The organism is Paenibacillus sp. FSL H8-0548 (assembly GCF_038630985.1).
Classification (GTDB): Bacteria; Bacillota; Bacilli; order Paenibacillales; family Paenibacillaceae; genus Pristimantibacillus.
The window spans coordinates 5,251,334-5,269,429 of sequence record NZ_CP152049.1; the positions used below are offsets into that span (position 1 = coordinate 5,251,334).

16 protein-coding genes are annotated in these 18,096 nt (G+C 44.9%); 4 read left to right on the forward strand and 12 right to left on the reverse strand.

Annotated features, from left to right (window positions below; all coding sequences use genetic code 11):
• Positions 1–124: 124 nt before the first annotated feature.
• Complete coding sequence (locus tag MHI37_RS22830) at positions 125–961, forward strand: polysaccharide deacetylase family protein (protein WP_256710696.1); 837 nt, start codon at positions 125–127, stop codon at positions 959–961.
• Positions 962–1,021: 60 nt separating this feature from the next.
• On the opposite strand, the gene MHI37_RS22835 is transcribed toward MHI37_RS22830, so the two are convergent.
• From MHI37_RS22835 to yicI, 9 genes are all read right to left on the reverse strand, one after another.
• Positions 1,022–1,669: a 3D domain-containing protein gene (locus MHI37_RS22835; RefSeq protein WP_076339502.1), complete on the reverse strand. Its 648-nt coding sequence runs from the start codon at positions 1,667–1,669 to the stop codon at positions 1,022–1,024.
• 123 nt (positions 1,670–1,792) lie between these two features.
• Positions 1,793–2,707, reverse strand: a complete 915-nt coding sequence (locus MHI37_RS22840) for a CAP domain-containing protein (protein ID WP_342556512.1) — start codon at positions 2,705–2,707, stop codon at positions 1,793–1,795.
• 221 nt (positions 2,708–2,928) lie between these two features.
• Positions 2,929–3,615 (reverse strand): peptidoglycan recognition family protein, encoded by a 687-nt coding sequence (locus MHI37_RS22845; protein WP_076339500.1) that lies wholly within the window; start codon positions 3,613–3,615, stop codon positions 2,929–2,931.
• A 222-nt stretch (positions 3,616–3,837) separates the two neighbouring features.
• Positions 3,838–4,674 carry a DUF4097 family beta strand repeat-containing protein gene (locus MHI37_RS22850; protein WP_076339499.1) on the reverse strand — a complete coding sequence of 279 codons (837 nt, stop codon included), beginning with the start codon at positions 4,672–4,674 and terminating at the stop codon, positions 3,838–3,840.
• On the reverse strand, positions 4,671–5,228 hold the full coding sequence (locus MHI37_RS22855; RefSeq protein WP_076339498.1) for a DUF1700 domain-containing protein: 558 nt from the start codon (positions 5,226–5,228) through the stop codon (positions 4,671–4,673). Before MHI37_RS22855 ends, MHI37_RS22850 begins: the two co-directional genes overlap by 4 nt.
• Positions 5,225–5,545: a PadR family transcriptional regulator gene (locus MHI37_RS22860; RefSeq protein WP_076339497.1), complete on the reverse strand. Its 321-nt coding sequence runs from the start codon at positions 5,543–5,545 to the stop codon at positions 5,225–5,227. The genes MHI37_RS22855 and MHI37_RS22860 overlap by 4 nt, the downstream gene beginning before the upstream one ends.
• A gap of 183 nt (positions 5,546–5,728) precedes the next feature.
• The gene (locus tag MHI37_RS22865) at positions 5,729–6,751 is read right to left on the reverse strand and encodes a Gfo/Idh/MocA family oxidoreductase (protein WP_076339496.1); all 1,023 of its coding nucleotides are present in this window, start codon (positions 6,749–6,751) and stop codon (positions 5,729–5,731) included.
• 33 nt (positions 6,752–6,784) lie between these two features.
• Entirely contained in the window at positions 6,785–7,555 is a 771-nt protein-coding gene (locus MHI37_RS22870; RefSeq protein WP_076339495.1) for a sugar phosphate isomerase/epimerase, read from the reverse strand.
• A gap of 207 nt (positions 7,556–7,762) precedes the next feature.
• Positions 7,763–10,084 carry an alpha-xylosidase gene (gene yicI / locus MHI37_RS22875; protein WP_076339494.1) on the reverse strand — a complete coding sequence of 774 codons (2,322 nt, stop codon included), beginning with the start codon at positions 10,082–10,084 and terminating at the stop codon, positions 7,763–7,765.
• Positions 10,085–10,259: 175 nt separating this feature from the next.
• Here yicI and MHI37_RS22880 point away from each other — a divergent pair, with 175 nt between their 5' ends.
• Positions 10,260–11,171: an AraC family transcriptional regulator gene (locus tag MHI37_RS22880; RefSeq protein ID WP_076339493.1), complete on the forward strand. Its 912-nt coding sequence runs from the start codon at positions 10,260–10,262 to the stop codon at positions 11,169–11,171.
• Between the two features lie 140 nt (positions 11,172–11,311).
• Positions 11,312–11,539 (forward strand): 3-dehydroquinate dehydratase, encoded by a 228-nt coding sequence (locus MHI37_RS22885; protein ID WP_076339492.1) that lies wholly within the window; start codon positions 11,312–11,314, stop codon positions 11,537–11,539.
• Positions 11,540–11,810: 271 nt separating this feature from the next.
• Here the strand turns inward: MHI37_RS22885 and MHI37_RS22890 are convergent, their stop codons facing one another.
• On the reverse strand, positions 11,811–13,565 hold the full coding sequence (locus MHI37_RS22890) for a glycoside hydrolase family 2 (RefSeq protein WP_076339491.1): 1,755 nt from the start codon (positions 13,563–13,565) through the stop codon (positions 11,811–11,813).
• A gap of 163 nt (positions 13,566–13,728) precedes the next feature.
• Here MHI37_RS22890 and MHI37_RS22895 point away from each other — a divergent pair, with 163 nt between their 5' ends.
• Complete coding sequence (locus MHI37_RS22895; protein ID WP_076339490.1) at positions 13,729–14,628, forward strand: ArsR family transcriptional regulator; 900 nt, start codon at positions 13,729–13,731, stop codon at positions 14,626–14,628.
• 42 nt (positions 14,629–14,670) lie between these two features.
• Here the strand turns inward: MHI37_RS22895 and MHI37_RS22900 are convergent, their stop codons facing one another.
• The gene (locus tag MHI37_RS22900; protein WP_076339489.1) at positions 14,671–16,278 is read right to left on the reverse strand and encodes a response regulator; all 1,608 of its coding nucleotides are present in this window, start codon (positions 16,276–16,278) and stop codon (positions 14,671–14,673) included.
• Positions 16,271–18,076, reverse strand: coding sequence for a sensor histidine kinase (locus MHI37_RS22905; protein ID WP_076339488.1), 1,806 nt, complete (start codon positions 18,074–18,076; stop codon positions 16,271–16,273). The genes MHI37_RS22900 and MHI37_RS22905 overlap by 8 nt, the downstream gene beginning before the upstream one ends.
• Between the last annotated feature and the right edge of the window lie 20 nt (positions 18,077–18,096).

The window sequence follows — 18,096 nt, forward strand, 5'->3', positions numbered from 1 at the left end:
AATGAGAATGAATATCTATTACCATCTTAAGCTTCCTCATTTTCAATGTAAAGCGCATGAAAGCATACGAATTGGTTAAAATAGCGGCACAGTACTATATATTTGAGCAGGAGGGCAATTCGATATGTGGAAAATGCCACACCAACGAAAATTTTGGCTGCAGGTGGTGTACACAGCTATTCTCGGTTTTTCGCTAATAAGCTTGGCAACCGATTCAATTGCTGCTTCTAGCTTGCAGCAGCAAATACAAACCAAGCCAGCTTCTGATGCAAAAAAGCGCAAAACAGCCGGTACATCTTGGGTCACACTCAACAAGCAGTTTCCAAACGCTTTTTTCCTGAATGGGCCTCGTCATAGCATGCGAGTAGCGCTTACCTTTGATGATGCACCTGATTCTAGATATACGCCGGCTATTTTGGATATTTTAGCCGAGCATCATGTTTGCGCCACTTTTTTTGTCGTTGGAAATCGTGCTGCCAAATATCCTTCCATTACGAAACGAATACATAATGAGGGACATGTTATCGGAAATCATTCCTACAACCATTCGGTATTATCCAGCCTTTCGATGGCAAATTATCAAAACCAAATTTGGAAAACCGATGCCATTATTCAAAGCATCGTCGGCTACTCTCCTCATTTTATCCGGCCTCCATATGGCGAGTTATTGCCTCAGCAAGTGAAATGGAGCAAGCAAGCCGGATTTACAATTGTTAATTGGGATGTGGACTCGGTAGACTGGAAAAACAATCCGAGCAGTTCAGTTGTGCTGCAAAATATAAAAAGCACGCTTCGGCCAGGCTCTATTGTTCTCCAGCATGCTGGAGGAGGAGATAATCAAAATTTAGCCGGCACGCTTGCAGCTTTGCCTAAGCTCATAAAACTGCTCCAGAGCAAGGGCTATGAACTCGTCACGCTTCCTGAGCTATTGGGTCAAGCCGCTGCCCGCAAGCCTTTATAAATAGAACAAAACCGTTAACCCGCTTAACTATCGCGGAATAACGGTTTTTTTGAAGGAATCCTATTTTAAAATAAATACTTTAACGTTTTGAATGCCGAATGACTTAGCTTGACTTGTAACGCCTGGAACAAAGATATCAATTCGATTTCCTTTAATTGCCCCACCGGTATCGGTCGCTGTAGCGATCATCCCGCCTTTTGGCAATCCGTTATAATCATAACCAGCAACATAAAGCTTCGTGCCAAGCGGAATTATTTTAGGATCAACAGCGATTGTCCCCACCTTAAGCTTAGCACCAAAATAGTCGACAGCACCCCATTTACCATTTTCCGCTGCAGCCGCTGTATAGGCAGTAGCTTGTACAAGGAGCGCCTTAGAGTAAGCGTATTCCTTTCCATTCAAAGCAATAACTGTCTTAGCATCTTCAGCAGCAGTTGCTTTCACCGTTGAAGCTGATTTTTGAGCAGCTTTAATTTCCGTTTCGTTAGATGGGATTGTAAGCTTGATTCCTTTATAAAGGTTTAACGGATCAACCTTTGCATTCGCTTCGAGAAGCTTATCAAGCGGAACATTATATTGTTTCGATAATTTCCAAAATGTATCATTGTCAATCGAAGTATGTGTTTGTGAAGCTGCGTTAACGGTTCCTGCCGCCATCATGACGGATAATCCAACGATTGCTGCTGCTAAACTGCGTTTTTTAAACATTTAGTAAATCCTCCTGTGCGCTTCCGGAGTTTCACAACTTCGATAGCGTTATTGTTAAAAAAGAGATAGTTAAGGGCGCATTGCGCCCTTAACCCTCAAGTTCTCTAATCTCTTCAGCTAAAACTAGCCGATAAACATTTGAACCCATTCGCCATTGACATAGCCAACACCGATTTTAGTGAAGTTTCCGCTAAGAATGTTCGCACGGTGACCAGGACTATTCATCCAAGCAGTCATTACGTCTTGAGGAGTTTTCTGTCCAGAGGCAATGTTCTCGCCAGCATAGGAATAAGAAACACCAAATGAACGCATCATATCAAATGGAGAGCCGTAAGTCGGCGACGTATGGCTGAAGTAGTTGTTCACGTCCATGTCTCTTGCTTTCTCTGTTGCTACTTTGGTAAGCAAAGCATCACTTGTCAAAGCAGATAATCCAGCATTCGCACGCTCTTTATTAACTAATGTAATTACTTGTGATTGATAATCGCTCAAGCTCTCAGATCCAGTATTGCCTGTTGTTGTATCATTGCCTGTGCTGCCTCCAGTACTAGGCTGTGTAGGTTTTGTTACCGTACCAGTTTCTGTGCCCGGCTTCGTTACTGTTCCAGTTCCTGTGCTTGGCTTCGTTACCGTACCAGTTTCTGTGCCCGGCTTCGTTACTGTTCCAGTTCCTGTGCTTGGCTTCGTTACCGTACCAGTTTCTGTGCCCGGCTTTGTTACTGTTCCAGTTCCTGTGCTTGGCTTCGTTACCGTACCAGTTCCTGTGCTTGGCTTCGTTACTGTTCCAGTTCCTGCATCCCCAGCTGAACCGCCTGGCGTTGGCAATTGAATTGTCGTACCATTTAGCAGCTTGCCAAGATCTACACCGTATTTATCTGTAATTTGTTTAATTATATCTTGGCTAATCGTAAAGGCTTTAAGATTGGAGTATGTTTTCACAGCCGGTGCTGCACCTGCCGTTGGGCCTGTAATTCCTACGCCGATTACTGCTGCTGCGATTAAGCTAGCGACACCTACACGTATTGGTTGCATCTTCATGAATATTTCCTCCTAATAAAATAAGTTTTTTTATTCAAAACGTCTACGACTGAGGTTCCATTCAGCAGCGCATTCGTTTTGTTTGCGCATCGTTCTTCCCGACGCCACTTATCTTACCACGGGGTTTTCACCGATTCATGACACAAAAAATGGTAGAATGCCGAAAACAGCTAGCAAAACAGCACCGTTACTGCATTATGAGAATATGCTAATGACGAATATTACAGCTGACCGCTAGCTTTCCGGAGTACATTTGCCAATCGATGAATTTCATCACGCTCCGCCTTGGTACTAGCGGCAAACCACGCTGGCGACAGCCAAGTAGCAATGATTTTGTTTGCATCAGCAGAAGTCATTTCGACCTCCCTCCAATCGCGAACGAGTTCTAAAAACGAGGCTTTACTTAATGCGCTCCCCGGACAGGTTTTTGCGGCATTCATTTCACGATGAAACTTAATTTGACTCTCTGGCAGCTTCCATAGCCTTGCAATACTGCTAGTAAGCTTAACGGCAGCAGCCAGCTGTGCCCCTTCCAGCTTCTCCGCACCAACGTCAAAATTTCCAATCATTTCGAACATGAAGGGATGAATCCGGTCATCATCCGGATCGTTGTAGCCTACTGCCGAAGCAGGGGCTTGCAGCAATGATCTGCCTTCCCAAATGTAACCGTCAGGATCGATCGTTGCATGCTGGGCAATATCACCCCAGTTTTGCGTAATCGCATGAAAGCGCCACATCCCTTGTATAATTTTAATCTTGTCAGCAGCTTTCCGATAATCAGCAATCGTTGGTTTCCATGTGCCATGGATGTGAATCTGCGAGAACTTCACCTTGCCCACGAACGGTTGCAAATAGTCCATATACTCCGCATAAGTAAACCTGCGAAAGTTTTTGCGTTCAACAGCCATGATGCATCTCTTCCTTTCGACAAAAAGATTACTATAGTATATGCGGCTATCTTTCTCAGCGAGACGGCATGCACACAAGGTGAAACGGCTGTCGCCGTCCTTTGGCGGCGCTGCGCGTTTCATTCCGGAGAAATATAGAGATAGTATGGCGAAAGGATATACTTTCCTATATTTTAAAAAAGAGCAGCCTATGATCATTCCCATAGGCTGCTCTTCGTTTGATTAACGGTGGCCAAGCTTCACGTTGCCGACATCTGATTTAATATTAATGGAAATATCGCCGCTGCCAATTTTGCCTTCCATAATACTTTTAGACTCATTAGTATCGCTAAAGCCAGACCATTCAACCTTGCTGCTGCCAATATCCTTCTCGATATGAATCGCTGCTGATTCTGGCTGCTTATCAACATTTATCGTTATATTGCCCGTATCAGACTGGATATCCACATCATTGCGCAATTCGTCTGTTTCTATTTTTATATTGCCTGTGTCTGTGTCTCCCTTTACCTTGCCTGTTCCATCCGTCAATGTAACATTTCCTGTATCCGTATCAAAATCAATAACATTAACGCTGTAGTTTGAAATATTCAAATTGCCTGTATCCAAATTCACAATGAGCTTATCTGCATTAAATTGGTCTATATTAATATTGCCGGTATCCGTTTCAATTTCAACTTTGTCCCATAGCCTATCAGGAAGTTCAACAATTAGCTTCAGATTTACAATCGATATGCCAACCATAAATTGAGGTTTCGTATAGCTCTTAACATATAATGTATCGCCTTTGGTATCCGTATTAAATACAATTTTATTTTCATTTTTTTTGCTCACATTACCTTCAAGCCGCATTTGGATATCCTCAGTATTGCCTTTTACGAATGTAACACTATACGTGTCTGTTTCCACATGAATGGAGCTTATAGCTTCCGCAGCAACGGTCTTTTCCTGCAAATAAGGATCACCCTTGAACTTGCCAATATCATTTTTATCAAAAACAAAATATGCGCATAGCACACCAATTCCGAGCAATATTAAAGCAATAGCCACTAATTTCTTCATTTGTTACTCCCCCTGAAGATTCTCGTATTAAATTTCAAATATTTTAATGTCATTTTGTAAAAAGCAGCAGTAAGAGCTTTTAAACCGACGATGAGCAAAATAGTAATTGCACTCGTAATCAGCGCTATCGTTAAAGCTTGAGGAATAGTAAACGTGTTATTTACGACACTCTCAATGGCAATGCCGATTCCCGCCAATCCAATAGCAAGCGCAGATACCCATAAAGAAAGAATAACTGCCGCTAATGCCAGATAGGGACCGAGTATGAATATAATATTAAACAATCCAAGACTCACGGTCGCAAATACTGCTTTAGAGAGCTTGCCGAAGCTGCTGTTCGTCTCCGCCTCATCTACGCGATAGCTCAGCAGCAGCTCATTGGCAATCAACCTAGGGTCTCCCAGCTCGCGAGCGGCATCCTCTTCACTCTGACCATTTTCAACCGCTTGCTGAAAATGAAGGTAATAATCATACAGCCAATCCTTGCGCTGCACTTCCGGGATTACCTTAAGCAGCTCTTCAAGCTCGAGCATATATCGATCTCTTGTCGTCATGGTTTTAGTCCTTCCTCTACAATTTCGTTTACCGCCTGGGTAAAGCTTTTCCATTCTGCAATGAGCTCTCGCATATGATTCCAGCCCTCTGGCGTCAAATGATAATATTTACGCGGCGGCCCCTCAGTGGACTCCTTTAAATAAGTAGAGAAATAGCCATCCTGCGTTAATCTGCTTAGCAGCGGGTATACACTGCCGACGGCAACCTCGAATTTCTCGGAAATTTTCACTGCCAGCTCATAGCCATAACGATCTCCACGTGTTGCTAACACAAGCACGCATATTTCCAATACGCCCTTTTTAAATTGAATGTTCATTTCTCGTCCCCCATTAGTGATATGAAGCATAGCTTACTATTCACTATTGTAGTATAGCGGTGCGCACTGCGTTGCTGTTTTATATAATTTACCATAAGCTATTCTACAATGCAAGATAGTGTTCAAAAAAGAATACCTCCGACTGGGCGATTTCAGCTCGCCTATCGGAGGTATTCCGCTTGATTAGTTTACGCTGATGAACTTGCCAGTCGCTTGTGATTCGAATGCGCACAAAATAACTTTTAAGGAAGCACGGCCATCCTCACCGCTTACAGCAGGCGTTGTGTTCGTTAGAATGCTCTCCAAGAAAGCATTGACAACACCGCTGGACTCTTGCTTGTCGTTGGTAGAGATTGCGCCAACCTTATGCTTCTCAACTGTGCCATTGCGCAGCTCAACGATGACTTGATCGTCCGGATGCGTACCGATCTTCATTACGCCATTCTCGCACCAAAGAATCGTGCTGTTGTCCTCACCCTTGTAATAAGTCCAGCTTGCAACCAATGTACCAATAGCCCCGCTCTTCATGCGAAGCAAGCAGGATGCGTTATCGTCTACATCTGTACCCTTCTTATCCAATGTACCGACAAAGCCAGCTACCTCTGAAACCTCATCATCCAGCATCCAGCGAATAAGATCTGATTTATGAACGCCCAAATCGCCCATTGCGCCCATAATCGCTTCCGGCTTGCGGAAGAACCAGCTGCTTGCGCCGTCAATACTCCAGCCATCCGGTCCAGGGTGACCGAACGAAGTACGGAATGTAAGTACTTTGCCAAGCACGCCCGATTGCAGCACTTGCTTCGCCTTCACATGCGGAGGCATAAAGCGCTGGTTATGGCCTACCATGAGGTGAACGCCGTTTTTCTTAGCTGCTTCAATCATCGCTTCGGCTTCTTCATCTGTAACTGCCATCGGCTTCTCAACTAATACATGAGCGCCAGCATTAGCTACCGCAATGGACATCGGAGCATGCAATGCATTTGGCGTACATACACTGACTGCATCAGGCTTAATCTCTGCGAGCATCGTTTCGAAATCTGCAAAAGCTTTGGCGCCATACTGATCAGCATAGAGCTCAGCGCGTTCGATAATGGGATCAACGAATGCTACAAGCTCTACATTCTCGTGTGCTGCATATTCAGGAATGTGACGGTATTTCGAAATGGAGCCGCAACCTATTACTGCTACGCGTACTTTGGACATGTTCATATTTTCCCCTGTCTATTTTAAATTAATTTATTTGTTCAAAAAATTTGCTTTAACCCATTCCATGCTCTCAGCTACAGCTTCGAGCGGCGGGTTCGCACAAGTATCCTGCTCGACGATCAGCCATTCAACGGATGCCTTCGAAGCGGAATCAATAATATCTAGAAGCGGCAAATCACCGCGGCCAAGTTCAACGGTATCAATTTGCTGACCTTTTTCGCCTGCTCGGAAATCCTTCAAGTGAAGCAGCGGCAAACGACCAGCATACTTCGCAATGTAAGCTAGTGGATCAACGCCTGAGTATTGTACCCAGCCGATATCCATTTCTACTTGCAAATACTGCGCATCGATACGCTCGTACATCGCATCAAATACGATTTGGCCATCGATTTCCACTTCGAATTCAAAATCATGGTTATGATACGCGAATGTAATGCCTGCTTCACGGAAACGCTTACCGTACTCCTCGAATTTCACGAGATGATTCTGCCATGCTGCTGCATCGCGTGCATCTGCCGGCAGCCATGGACAAATGGCATATTGAGCTCCAATTGTTTGAAGATAAGCAATTTCCTCCTCAATGCGCTCTTCAAGCAGTTGCAAACCGATATGGCTTCCGATTGCTTTCAGGTTCAGCTCCTGCAGCAAATCGCGCATCGCTTCCGCTTTGATATCTCCGTAACCAGCAAATTCTACGCCCTCATAGCCCATAGCAGCAACCTGGCGAAGCGTACCTTCAAAGTCCGCCGCTGTAGCATCCCGCACTGTGTACAATTGCAAGCCAATATTCATACGTGACATGTAAGCTGCACTCCCTTATATCTTTATTTTAATATATTTTATTTTGCTTTCTGATTCCATTATATCGACAGCGCAGGGCAAAAAACAGCTGTTTTATTAGCCTTTTCTTATGCGATTTTGGTTAAAGCTCCTATTAACGGCTAACAAAGAGACAACAGCCCCGCCTAAACCCTCATTAGGCTTTGGCAGAGCTGCTGCATGATTAAATTAGATATTAATGGTAAATGCCGCCAGCTTCGAGCTTGGGTTAATTTTCACTACATTGCCGTCAACCTCTGCCTGAATGCCTTCGATTGAAGCAATGCTGCCTAGACCTTTAATGGCAAACGAGAATGGTTTGCTCGCACCTTCGACTTTAACTGAAATAGCTCCGCCTAGACGGCTTGCTGATACAGTAAGCTCGGTTGCTCCTTTAACATCACGAACGATCGTTTCCGCCGTTTTGCCATCCTCCAGATTGTGAAGCTCAAGCGATACACCATCTGCATAGTCATAATCAGGGCGAACATCATTTGCTCCAAGCGCAATAATGGAGTTCGGACGTACGAATAATGGCAAACTGAAGAAATCATATTTCTCTTTGCGCCATGAGCCGCCCTCTACAATTTCACCAGTGAGCAGGTGAGTCCATTTGCCAGCCGGCAAATAATAAGTCACATTGCCCTGCTCATTGAAGATTGGAGCTACCAGCAAGGAGTCGCCGAGCATATATTGACGATCAAGAACCTCAGTCGTCGGATCCTCAGGGAATTCAAGCACCATCGCACGCATCGAAGGCAAACCAAGCTCAGTTGCTTGAACAGCTGTATTGAACAAGTAAGGCATAATGCGGCATTTCAGCTTCGTAAAGAAACGCGTAACGTCAACTGCCTCGGTATCATATGCCCAAGGCACCCGGTACGATTTGCTTCCGTGCAGACGGCTGTGGCTAGAAAGCAAGCCAAATGCCAGCCAGCGTTTGAATACATGATCAGGGGCTGTGTTTTCAAAGCCGCCAATGTCATGGCTCCAGAAGCCAAAGCCAGAAATACCGAGCGACAAGCCGCCGCGAAGGCTCTCAGCCATTGACTCATAATCCGCATAACAATCGCCGCCCCAGTGAACTGGGAACTTTTGACCGCCGGCAGTAGCTGAACGCGCGAACAGAGCCGCTTCGTTTTTGCCTAGCTTTTCTTCAAGCACTTCAAATACGACTTTATTATAAAGCTGTGTGTAATAGTTATGCATTTTCATCGGGTCAGAGCCATCGAAGTAAGCAACGTCTGTAGGAATTCGCTCGCCGAAATCTGTTTTGAAGCTGTCTACGCCCATATCTACAAGCTCACGCAGGTAGCCTGCATACCATTCGCATGCCGCTGGGTTGGTGAAATCGACAAGCGCCATGCCTGGCTGCCACAAATCCCATTGCCATACATCTCCGTTAGGCTTCTTCACTAAATAACCGTTTTGCTTGCCTTCTTCGAACAAGCGTGAGCGCTGAGCGATGTACGGATTGATCCATACACAAATCTTCAGCCCTTTTTCCTTCAAACGTGCAAGCATGCCCACTGGGTCCGGGAATACACGCTCATCCCATTTGAAATCCGTCCAATGGAACTCACGCATCCAGAAACAATCAAAGTGGAATACATGCAGCGGCAAGTCGCGCTCTGCCATTCCGTCAACAAAAGAGTTCACGGTTGCTTCATCATAATTAGTTGTGAATGATGTTGTCAGCCATAGCCCAAATGTCCATGCTGGAGGCAAGGAAGGCTTGCCTGTAAGATCCGTATAGCGGTTGAGCACTTCCTTCATGCTTGGACCGTCAATAATGAAATATTCGAGCGATTCTCCAGCTACGCTGAATTGAGCTTTTTTCACTTTTTCTGAAGTGATTTCGAATGATACAAGCTCAGGATGATTGACGAATACGCCGTAGCCCTTGTTTGTAATGTAAAAAGGGATATTTTTATAGGATTGCTCGGAGCTTGTTCCGCCGTCTTTGTTCCATAGATCAACGACTTGTCCGTTTCTCACGAATGATGTAAAGCGCTCGCCAAGTCCATAAACCCACTCGCCAACACCAACATCCAGCTCCTCGCGCATGAAAGTATTGCCGTTGTCCTCTGTAATGTAAGCCATTGATTTTTGTGTACTGCCTGTAATGCGCTCGCCGCCGCGATAGAAATCAACTGCCCATACCGGACCTTTGCGGATATGGACGCTCAAATTACCGCTTGTTAGAACAGCTTCATTATCATTTTCTTCAATTACAACATGGTCGCCCGTTTGCGAGGATAGCTCAAATGCCGGGCCGCGCTCTGCAACGCCAGCGTGATGTACAAGCTTAACTCCGATAATGCCAGGCAATGGAGAATGAAAATGAACCGTTAGCAGCATCGTATCCAACATATTGGAACGGGTAACAATCGGCTGCGGGGAAGCGTAAGCCGTCAGCTTGCCGGCATTTTGTTCAAAATCATGAACCTGTACTGCTCCTAATACTTTGTATTCATCACGAATGAGCCAGTTGCCGTCTGTAAATTTCATGGACTGAACCAACCTTCCTGTATTGTATTATTTTATTTGCATTCCTTCATAATTGCATTATACTGATAATTAATCGAACAAACTAACAAAATAATGCCCAACTATAGCATTATTCTGACGATTTCTCTTCAATTCTTCCTAAACCTCTAGAATCTCGTACAGGAGGACCCATCAAATGGATCAAACCACTCGTCATTCCTTGAAGGAAGACCGTCTGCATGGCGATAATATGTTTCCGCTCGCAGCCTATTGGATTGAGCATCCTGAGGCTGGCATTCCTGTTCTAGATTGTCATTGGCATGCAGAGGCTGAATTTTTTTGTGTGCTTGAAGGCGAAGTGCTTTTTCAGGTTGATACTGAATATTTCCCCGTTCGAGCTGGGGAAGCGGTCTTTATCGACGGAGGCGATATCCATGCTGGACATGCACTTGGTGAAACCGCCTGTTCGTTTTGCGCAGTTGTATTCGACACACATTTGCTGGCAAGTGCCAGCTTTGATGCTGTACAGGAGCGTTTTATATCCCCGCTTCAGGATAAGAAACGAACGTTTCCTAGACATATTACTCAAAACACCGAGTGGGAACGCAGCTTGCTCCACCATTTGAAGAGCATTATGAGCATTTGCGAGAGCGAGCCGTCCGGCCTCGAGATTGCCGTGAAGGGGCATTTATATTTAATGCTCCACGAGATCGCAACGAAGGATCGCTACTGCAATCGAACGGAGACAAGCATTGCCGACTCCACAAAAATTGACAGGCTGAAGACCGCTATCGAATATATGCAGCATAATTTCCATCGTCCGATTCGCATCGCTGAGATTGCTGAACAGATTCCGATGAGTGAAGGACAATTTTGCCGCTTCTTTAAGACGATGACCAGGCAGACGCCAATCGAATACTTAAATGCATATCGAATCAGACAAGCAACGGAGCTGCTGCTAAAAGCCGAGCTCAAAATATCGGCTGTAGCCCTTGATGTCGGCTTTGATCATATTAGCTACTTTGTTAAAGTATTTCGCAAAACGATGAAATGTACACCCTCACAATTCCGAAAAAAACAGCTGGAAGCGTCAGAACGCCGTCCATAATAGGCGAAAATAAGGCATTTTGATTGATTTTCGGGAAAAGTTACAGCTTTGTAACCAAAAACTCACCGAATTTTAAGAATTATTTAATAATTGTCAGTTACACTATAAAAAAAATCCTTCGCGGGATGGAGGTCCATACTATGAAAACTATGCTGCTGTTTCAAAATAAAACGATACCTGTCTATTTAACCGATACGAATAAACAAGCCATTGAGAAGCTTACCGCCATACTTAATCGGAAGCTGACCACAGGTAAAAATGCTTTGAAGACCTGTCTTAAATCGTTGATAAGTGTAGAAATCGTCGGTAGTGAAGCCACTCTTCATTCTTATTTCGAACGTGATACTTTAACCATTTCACTTTACTAATCATGTAACCATACGGTAAAAAGGCAATCGCTCCTCGGTATTAAACGAGAAGCGATTGCCTTTTTTATTTGAAAAATAGATATATATAAGCTGAACTTAAAAAATGAAGTTTAAGCGAAGCGAGAAGATCGTTCTGGAGAAACAAAGTGTTCGCCTTTGCAGCCATATTCTCACCTTTAAATGTCTTAGGAAATCAAAGAATCTGGCTGCAACCGCGATCGTAAGAATGATCTTCTCGCGCAGCGACCAAAACGCAAATGTTTATTTCAACTTATATGCCTTCGTTAATCGCACGAATGATTTCTAGCGGTATCTTTGGCTTGCGATCATACGTCAGCAGTCCATTAATTTCCTGTTCAACATCCGTAAGCTGGGTATAGCAGTAGCCCTGTACAACGCTCGATACGCGAATAGGCTTAATAACTGCTTCTAGCTTAGCTGCATAATCTTCATCATTATCTGCGCCGGAGTAGCCCCAGCCTTCCCATTCGCTCTTCTTATAGGCTATGCCGCCAAACTCTGTGACTAGAATAGGCTGGCCGCTGTATTCAAAACCTCCGACAGATAGCTCGCGATTGGCTGGTCTTGCCGCTATTGCTGCCGCAACTGAGCCGTACCTTTGCGTTAGAACGTCCTCTCTCCATTCATAATCATGAATGTTGTACAAGTCTGTCTCAACCATCTCCCAGCCATCATTAGAAATGACCGGTCTTGTCGGGTCCAGCGATTTCGTCAAATAATACATCGATAGCGCATGCTGCTGCTGCTGCTTGTCTATCAGGATGTTAGGGACACCCCAGCTTTCATTCAGCGGAACCCATACGACGATACTCGGGTGGTTATAATCACGCTCGATCGCTTCCTGCCATTCCTTCGTAAACTTGCGAACATAATCATTCGAATACTGATATGCGTTTGCCGCTTCTCCCCAGACGAGAAGGCCAAGCTTATCACACCAATACAAATAACGCGGATCTTCAATTTTTTGATGCTTGCGCGCACCGTTGAATCCCATTTCCTTAGTCAGTTCCACGTCTCTACGGATTGCATCATCACTTGGAGGCGTAAGGTTTCCGTCCGGGAAGTACCCCTGATCGAGCACGAGCTTCATTTGGTACGGACGGTTATTGAGACTTAGCTTGCCCGCCTCGATTGAAATTTTGCGCATCCCGAAATAGCTCGATACCTCATCAACCACTGCGCCGTCTTCCAAAACCGTAAATTGAATATCATATAAGCTTGGTTTCTCAGGAGACCACCAGCGTCCAAGTCCATGATCGTTAAAATCCTGCAGCCCAATCGTACGCTTGCTCTGATTGCTGCTAATTGAATAGATGTCACTCGTAACGGGCTGACCCTCAAATACAATATCAACCTTTAGAGAGATTTTCGCATTTGATGCCACACCTTTGAAATACGCATCCACTTCGATTTCATTCGTATCCAAATGTGGAGTGAATTTCACCTTCTCCAAATGAATGTTGTCTACCGCCTCTATCCACACCGTCTGCCAAATGCCAGTCGTACGCGTGTAAAAGATACTCGCCGAGTCTTGTAGCCAATACTGCTTGCCGCGCGGAAGGGTAACATCTTTGCTGTAGTCAACCGCTTTGACAACGATCACATTGTCCTCGTCAGCTAATGCATCCGTAATATCAGCGAAAAACGGTGTATGTCCGCCTTCGTGATAGGCAACCTTCTCACCATTAACCCAAACAGAAGCCTCATAGTCCACAGCCCCAAAATGCAATATTACTCGTTTCCCTTTAAATGAATCTGGAATCGAAACCGCCTTGCGGTACCATACCGTATCATGGAAATCAGGATCGCCAATGCCGCTCAGCTTGCTTTGGAAAGCAAACGGCACTTGAATTTTTTTGGAGAAGGAGGATTGGCCAAGGTTCCATTTTAAGCCTTGACCCGCATTCTCATCATCATATTCAAACTCCCACTCCCCATTTAAATTAAGCCAGTTTTGTCTAACATGCTGCGGTCTTGGGTACTCTGCTCGTAATTGATTTGTCATTTTTAATCGCTCCTTTTAGTTAACTTTTAAGTTAATAATTAATTAATAAGTATGTTTATAGCCTTATAATAAGGATAATCACGTTAATAGTCAACTTTAAAATTGTGTAATTAACTTTAAAGTTATATACTAGACTGGAATGAATGAAAATGAGGTGCTCACGATGATTATTGAGGTTAATAGAAGCAACTTGAAATTTCTGGAGTGTTTTTCATCCGATACGAGAATTAACATCATTGAGCTATTAAATACTCGTCCGATGAATATAAAAGATTTAGCTGAAGCGTTAAGCATTTCATCCGCAATTGTGACCAAGCACATACAGAAGCTGGAGGAGGCTTCTATTGTCACGACTGAGAGCATACCAAGCACGCGAGGCAGGCAGAAATTATGTCATCTCACACTTGAATCGGCCACCTTGCAGTTCCGCGCCAAGCAAGAGCCAAATCAAAATCGTTATGCTGTATCCATTCCAATCGGACAATATTCTGCCTACGAGGTAAGGCCGACTTGCGGATTGACCTCCGATACGCAAATTATCGGCATCGTCGACGATCCACGCTATTTTTCCGATCCAGCGCATGTAAAGGCCAGCCACCTATGGTTTGGCAGCGGCTTTATTGAATATCGTATCCCTAACTATTTGGTTGGGAAGCAGAGCGCTCAGAGCATCTCTATTTCTCTTGAAATCTGCTCCGAGGCTCCTCACTATAATGAAAATTGGCCCTCCGATCTCTCCTTCTCTATTAACGACGTATGCCTTGGCATATGGACCTGTCCTGGAGATTTCGGAGCTGTTAGAGGCGTTTATACGCCTGCATGGTGGGACCTTGGCACGCAGCACGGCTTACTCAAGCAAATAACGATTGATTCAGAAGGCTCCTATATTGACGGTATACGAATGTCGGATCGCACGATTAAGGAGCTTTCCATCGGCTATGGCGACGATATCAGATTTCGAATCAGTGCACCCGAAACAGCCACGCATAGCGGCGGTCTAAGCATGTTCGGCAAGCAGTTCGGCAACTACGACCAGGATATTCAGGTTTACGTCGCTTATTGAAGCTTAGCGCAGCACTTCTCTAGCAATACCCGCTTCCTTGATTCAACTATGAATTTGATCGCGGTATTCTTTAGGCGACATTCCCGTTTCGTTTTTGAAGACGCGATTAAAATGCCGAATGCTGGAGAAGCCGGTTTGCTCGGCGATATTCGCGACTTTGTGGTCTGATTGAGCCATTCTCCGCTTGGCCTCCAAAATTCGAATTTCAGTCAGACGTTCAATAAATGATTTACCTGTTCGCTGCTTAAACAAAGTACTGAAATAAGCTGCATTCAAATAAACATTGTCTGCAACCTCCTTAAGTGTCAGCGCTTTAGAGTAATGCAGCTCGATATAACGAATCGACTTTTCAATCGGATCATGCTCGGGCTGCATCGTGCTGCTCGCGATGCATTCCGTTAAACGAACAAGCAGCTGCGAGCATTCCTCCACGAGTTCCTCGCGTGATGAGATAGAGCAAATATGGAAAAGAACAGCTTTCATATCCTTCATTCCAAGCCACTGCTTCGTCAGTCCAAGCTTGCCTGCAATCTCATAATAATAAATGAGCAGCTTGCAAAGCTGTTGATGCACGGCCTCAGGAGCCCCTGCATGAGTACAAAGCTCATTAATAAACACCTCTGCTGCGCAGAGTACTCCCTCTTGTTTGCCCTCGTTAATCGCCTGCTCCAGCCTGTCCCAAGAGACTGCCATTGCCTCGCCATTATTAAAGCTGTCTACTTGAACCATGTCACTGTAGACAAGCACCCTGTCACCACCCAAAATAAGACGGTGAAGCAGTGCGATTTCCGCCTCGTTGTAGGCATTCGAGATTAACCTCACACCTTCAGCCGCCTGACCGATACCGATGGTTACCGTCATATTGGAAAGAGAAGTGATTTGCCTGCGAATAGTCTCTCCTATTTCTCTTACTGTAAGCATCGCTTTCTCCTGATCAGGAATGTTAAGCAAAGCTACTACCTTGGTCTCCGACATAATGAAGCAAAAACCATTCGTTCTCCTGCTCAGCACCTCCTGCACAAGCTGCTGAATATACAATTGGAACAAAGAGGGGTCCGCATGATTATAGCGCTCGCTGCCAATTGAGTTTTTATCCAGCTTAATGACCATACATGTGAAATACGGCTCTTGAAAATGAATCCCCACGGTCTTAAGCAGCTCTAAATCAGCTTCATTCACACTGCCTCGCAGCAGCCCCGTAACGAGATGCTCGCTTACATGCTGAAGGATTTGATACTCCTCACGATGCGATTTGTTTACCGGGATGCTTTGCTGCAAATGAATCTTCTCTTTCAGCATACTTAGTACTTTCGCAAGCTCCTCGCGCTCGATCGGCTTCATCATATAATCGATCGCACCTTGTCTCATCGATTGCTGCACATAAACAAAATCATCAAAGCCGCTTATCACTACGCATAACACTTGCGGAAATCGCTCTCGCATCATTTGCTGCAGCTGAATGCCATCCATTCGAGGCATTCTGATGTCTGTCAGAAGCGCATCCGGATGAATTTCCTGGGCCAATTGCAGAGCTTCATACCCGTCCCTTGCTTCTCCTACAACTTCCCAATCCGGGTCAAGGTCTGCAATCATTTTGCGCAAGCCTTTGCGAAATATCGATTCGTCATCAACGATAACGATTCTAGGCATGAGCAATTCCCTCCTCTATATCAGGCTTCTTAAGTACGACAGGCAAAGTCATGACTACCTTCAGACCTTGATACGGCATGCTCTCCAGCATTAAGCCATACGACTCTCCGTAATGAAGCACGATTCTTCTATGCACATTTAATAATCCGTTGCCAGACTTCCCGCCAAGATCCTTCGTAAACATCAATCGTCGGCGAATGGCTCCCAGCTGCTCCTGCGTCATGCCAATGCCGTCATCTTCAATGACGATTCGAAGCAGAGCGTCCTCGATTTTGTAAGACAACGTAATTTTCCCGCTTCCAACCCCTTTGTCAATACCATGATTAATGGCATTTTCTACAATTGGTTGAATGATTAAAGGAATGACTCTGCAGGCTAATAAAGCTTCATCATTCTCCAGTTGAAAGTCAATTCGATCCTCATAGCGCATTTTTTGAATGGTCATATAACCCCTGACATGATTAAGCTCATCTCCGAGGTTCACATGCTCCTTCTGTCCGCTCAAGCTGTAACGCAGCAGCTTGCTTAAATTGTTCGTCATCGTCACAACCTCTTGATTACCCTCGACCTCTGCATACATGCTAATTGATCCGAGCGTATTGTACAGGAAATGGGGATTGATTTTACTTTGCAATGCCGCAATTTGGGCATCCTTCTCTCGAATTTCTGTTTCATAAAGCAAATATCCGAGCTCGCTCAGCTTCGATACCATCGTATTAAACGCTTTGCCTAAATGCCCTACCTCATCCCATTGCTTGACAGGGAAGGATACAAGCAGGTCACCGCGCTCTACTTTGCGCATGAGCTTAATTAAACTGCGCAGCGGCTCCGTAATTCGAAACGCCAGAAATACGGACATCAGCATTGCTAAGCCCACACTAATAATACCAAACAGCATAATCGAATTCCGAATAAGCAAGCTGTCCTTCATCAGCTCCGATACAGGCACGATCCCTACCGTTGTCCATTTGGTGATCGATGACTGAACATAGGAAACAAGCTGCTTCTCGCCGCTTAATTTAGAGTGGATGACGCCTTCGCCTAGATTGCTCTCAAATGGCATTATCGTACGCTCAAACGGCTCTGAACGATCCTTGCCAACTACGATTTCTCCGCTTTGATCGGTAAGATATAGTGCTTCGCGGCTGCCCAAAGTAACCTGCGATAAAATTTTATGAATGACAGATGGATCAACATCAATGACAATATAGCCTAGCTTTTTCCCCGTATCGAAGCTGCGCAGCTCCCTCGCAATCGAGAAAACAGGATAAATCGTGCCGCTCGTCGATTGAATATTATGGGTCGCAATAAATGTGGATTGTCCATTGCTGACCTGCTCGTTTTTGAGCCACTCTGCATTTTCATCCAGACGGTAATTTGTGACATACTGGCTTTCCGGCAGCACAACATAGGATGCTCCGCTTTCTCCAAACAAGGATACACCGACAATATCAATCCGCCCGTTCAGAAACACCTGTGAAACGAAACTGTTTAACTGCTTGATTTCTTCCAGCGTCAGCGCCTGCCCGATCATTCTTTTGCTCTCGAGAAACGCAATAATTTGCTCATATTGATAAGGCATAAGCGTTAAGCGATCTAATTCCGCCATGTAGGTGTCGATATTCAGCGTTAATTGCTTAAGCGTCTGCAATTGATAGTCGCCGACCTTTTGCTCAAGCGTCGCAGCAAACCGAGTGAATGCGAAATAACCCATTATACTGAGTGGGAGCACGATAAGTATAAAATTAATTAAGATTAACTTTCGTGCAAGCTCCTGATTTTTAAACCACCCAATCATCGCTAGTAACCACCTCTTGT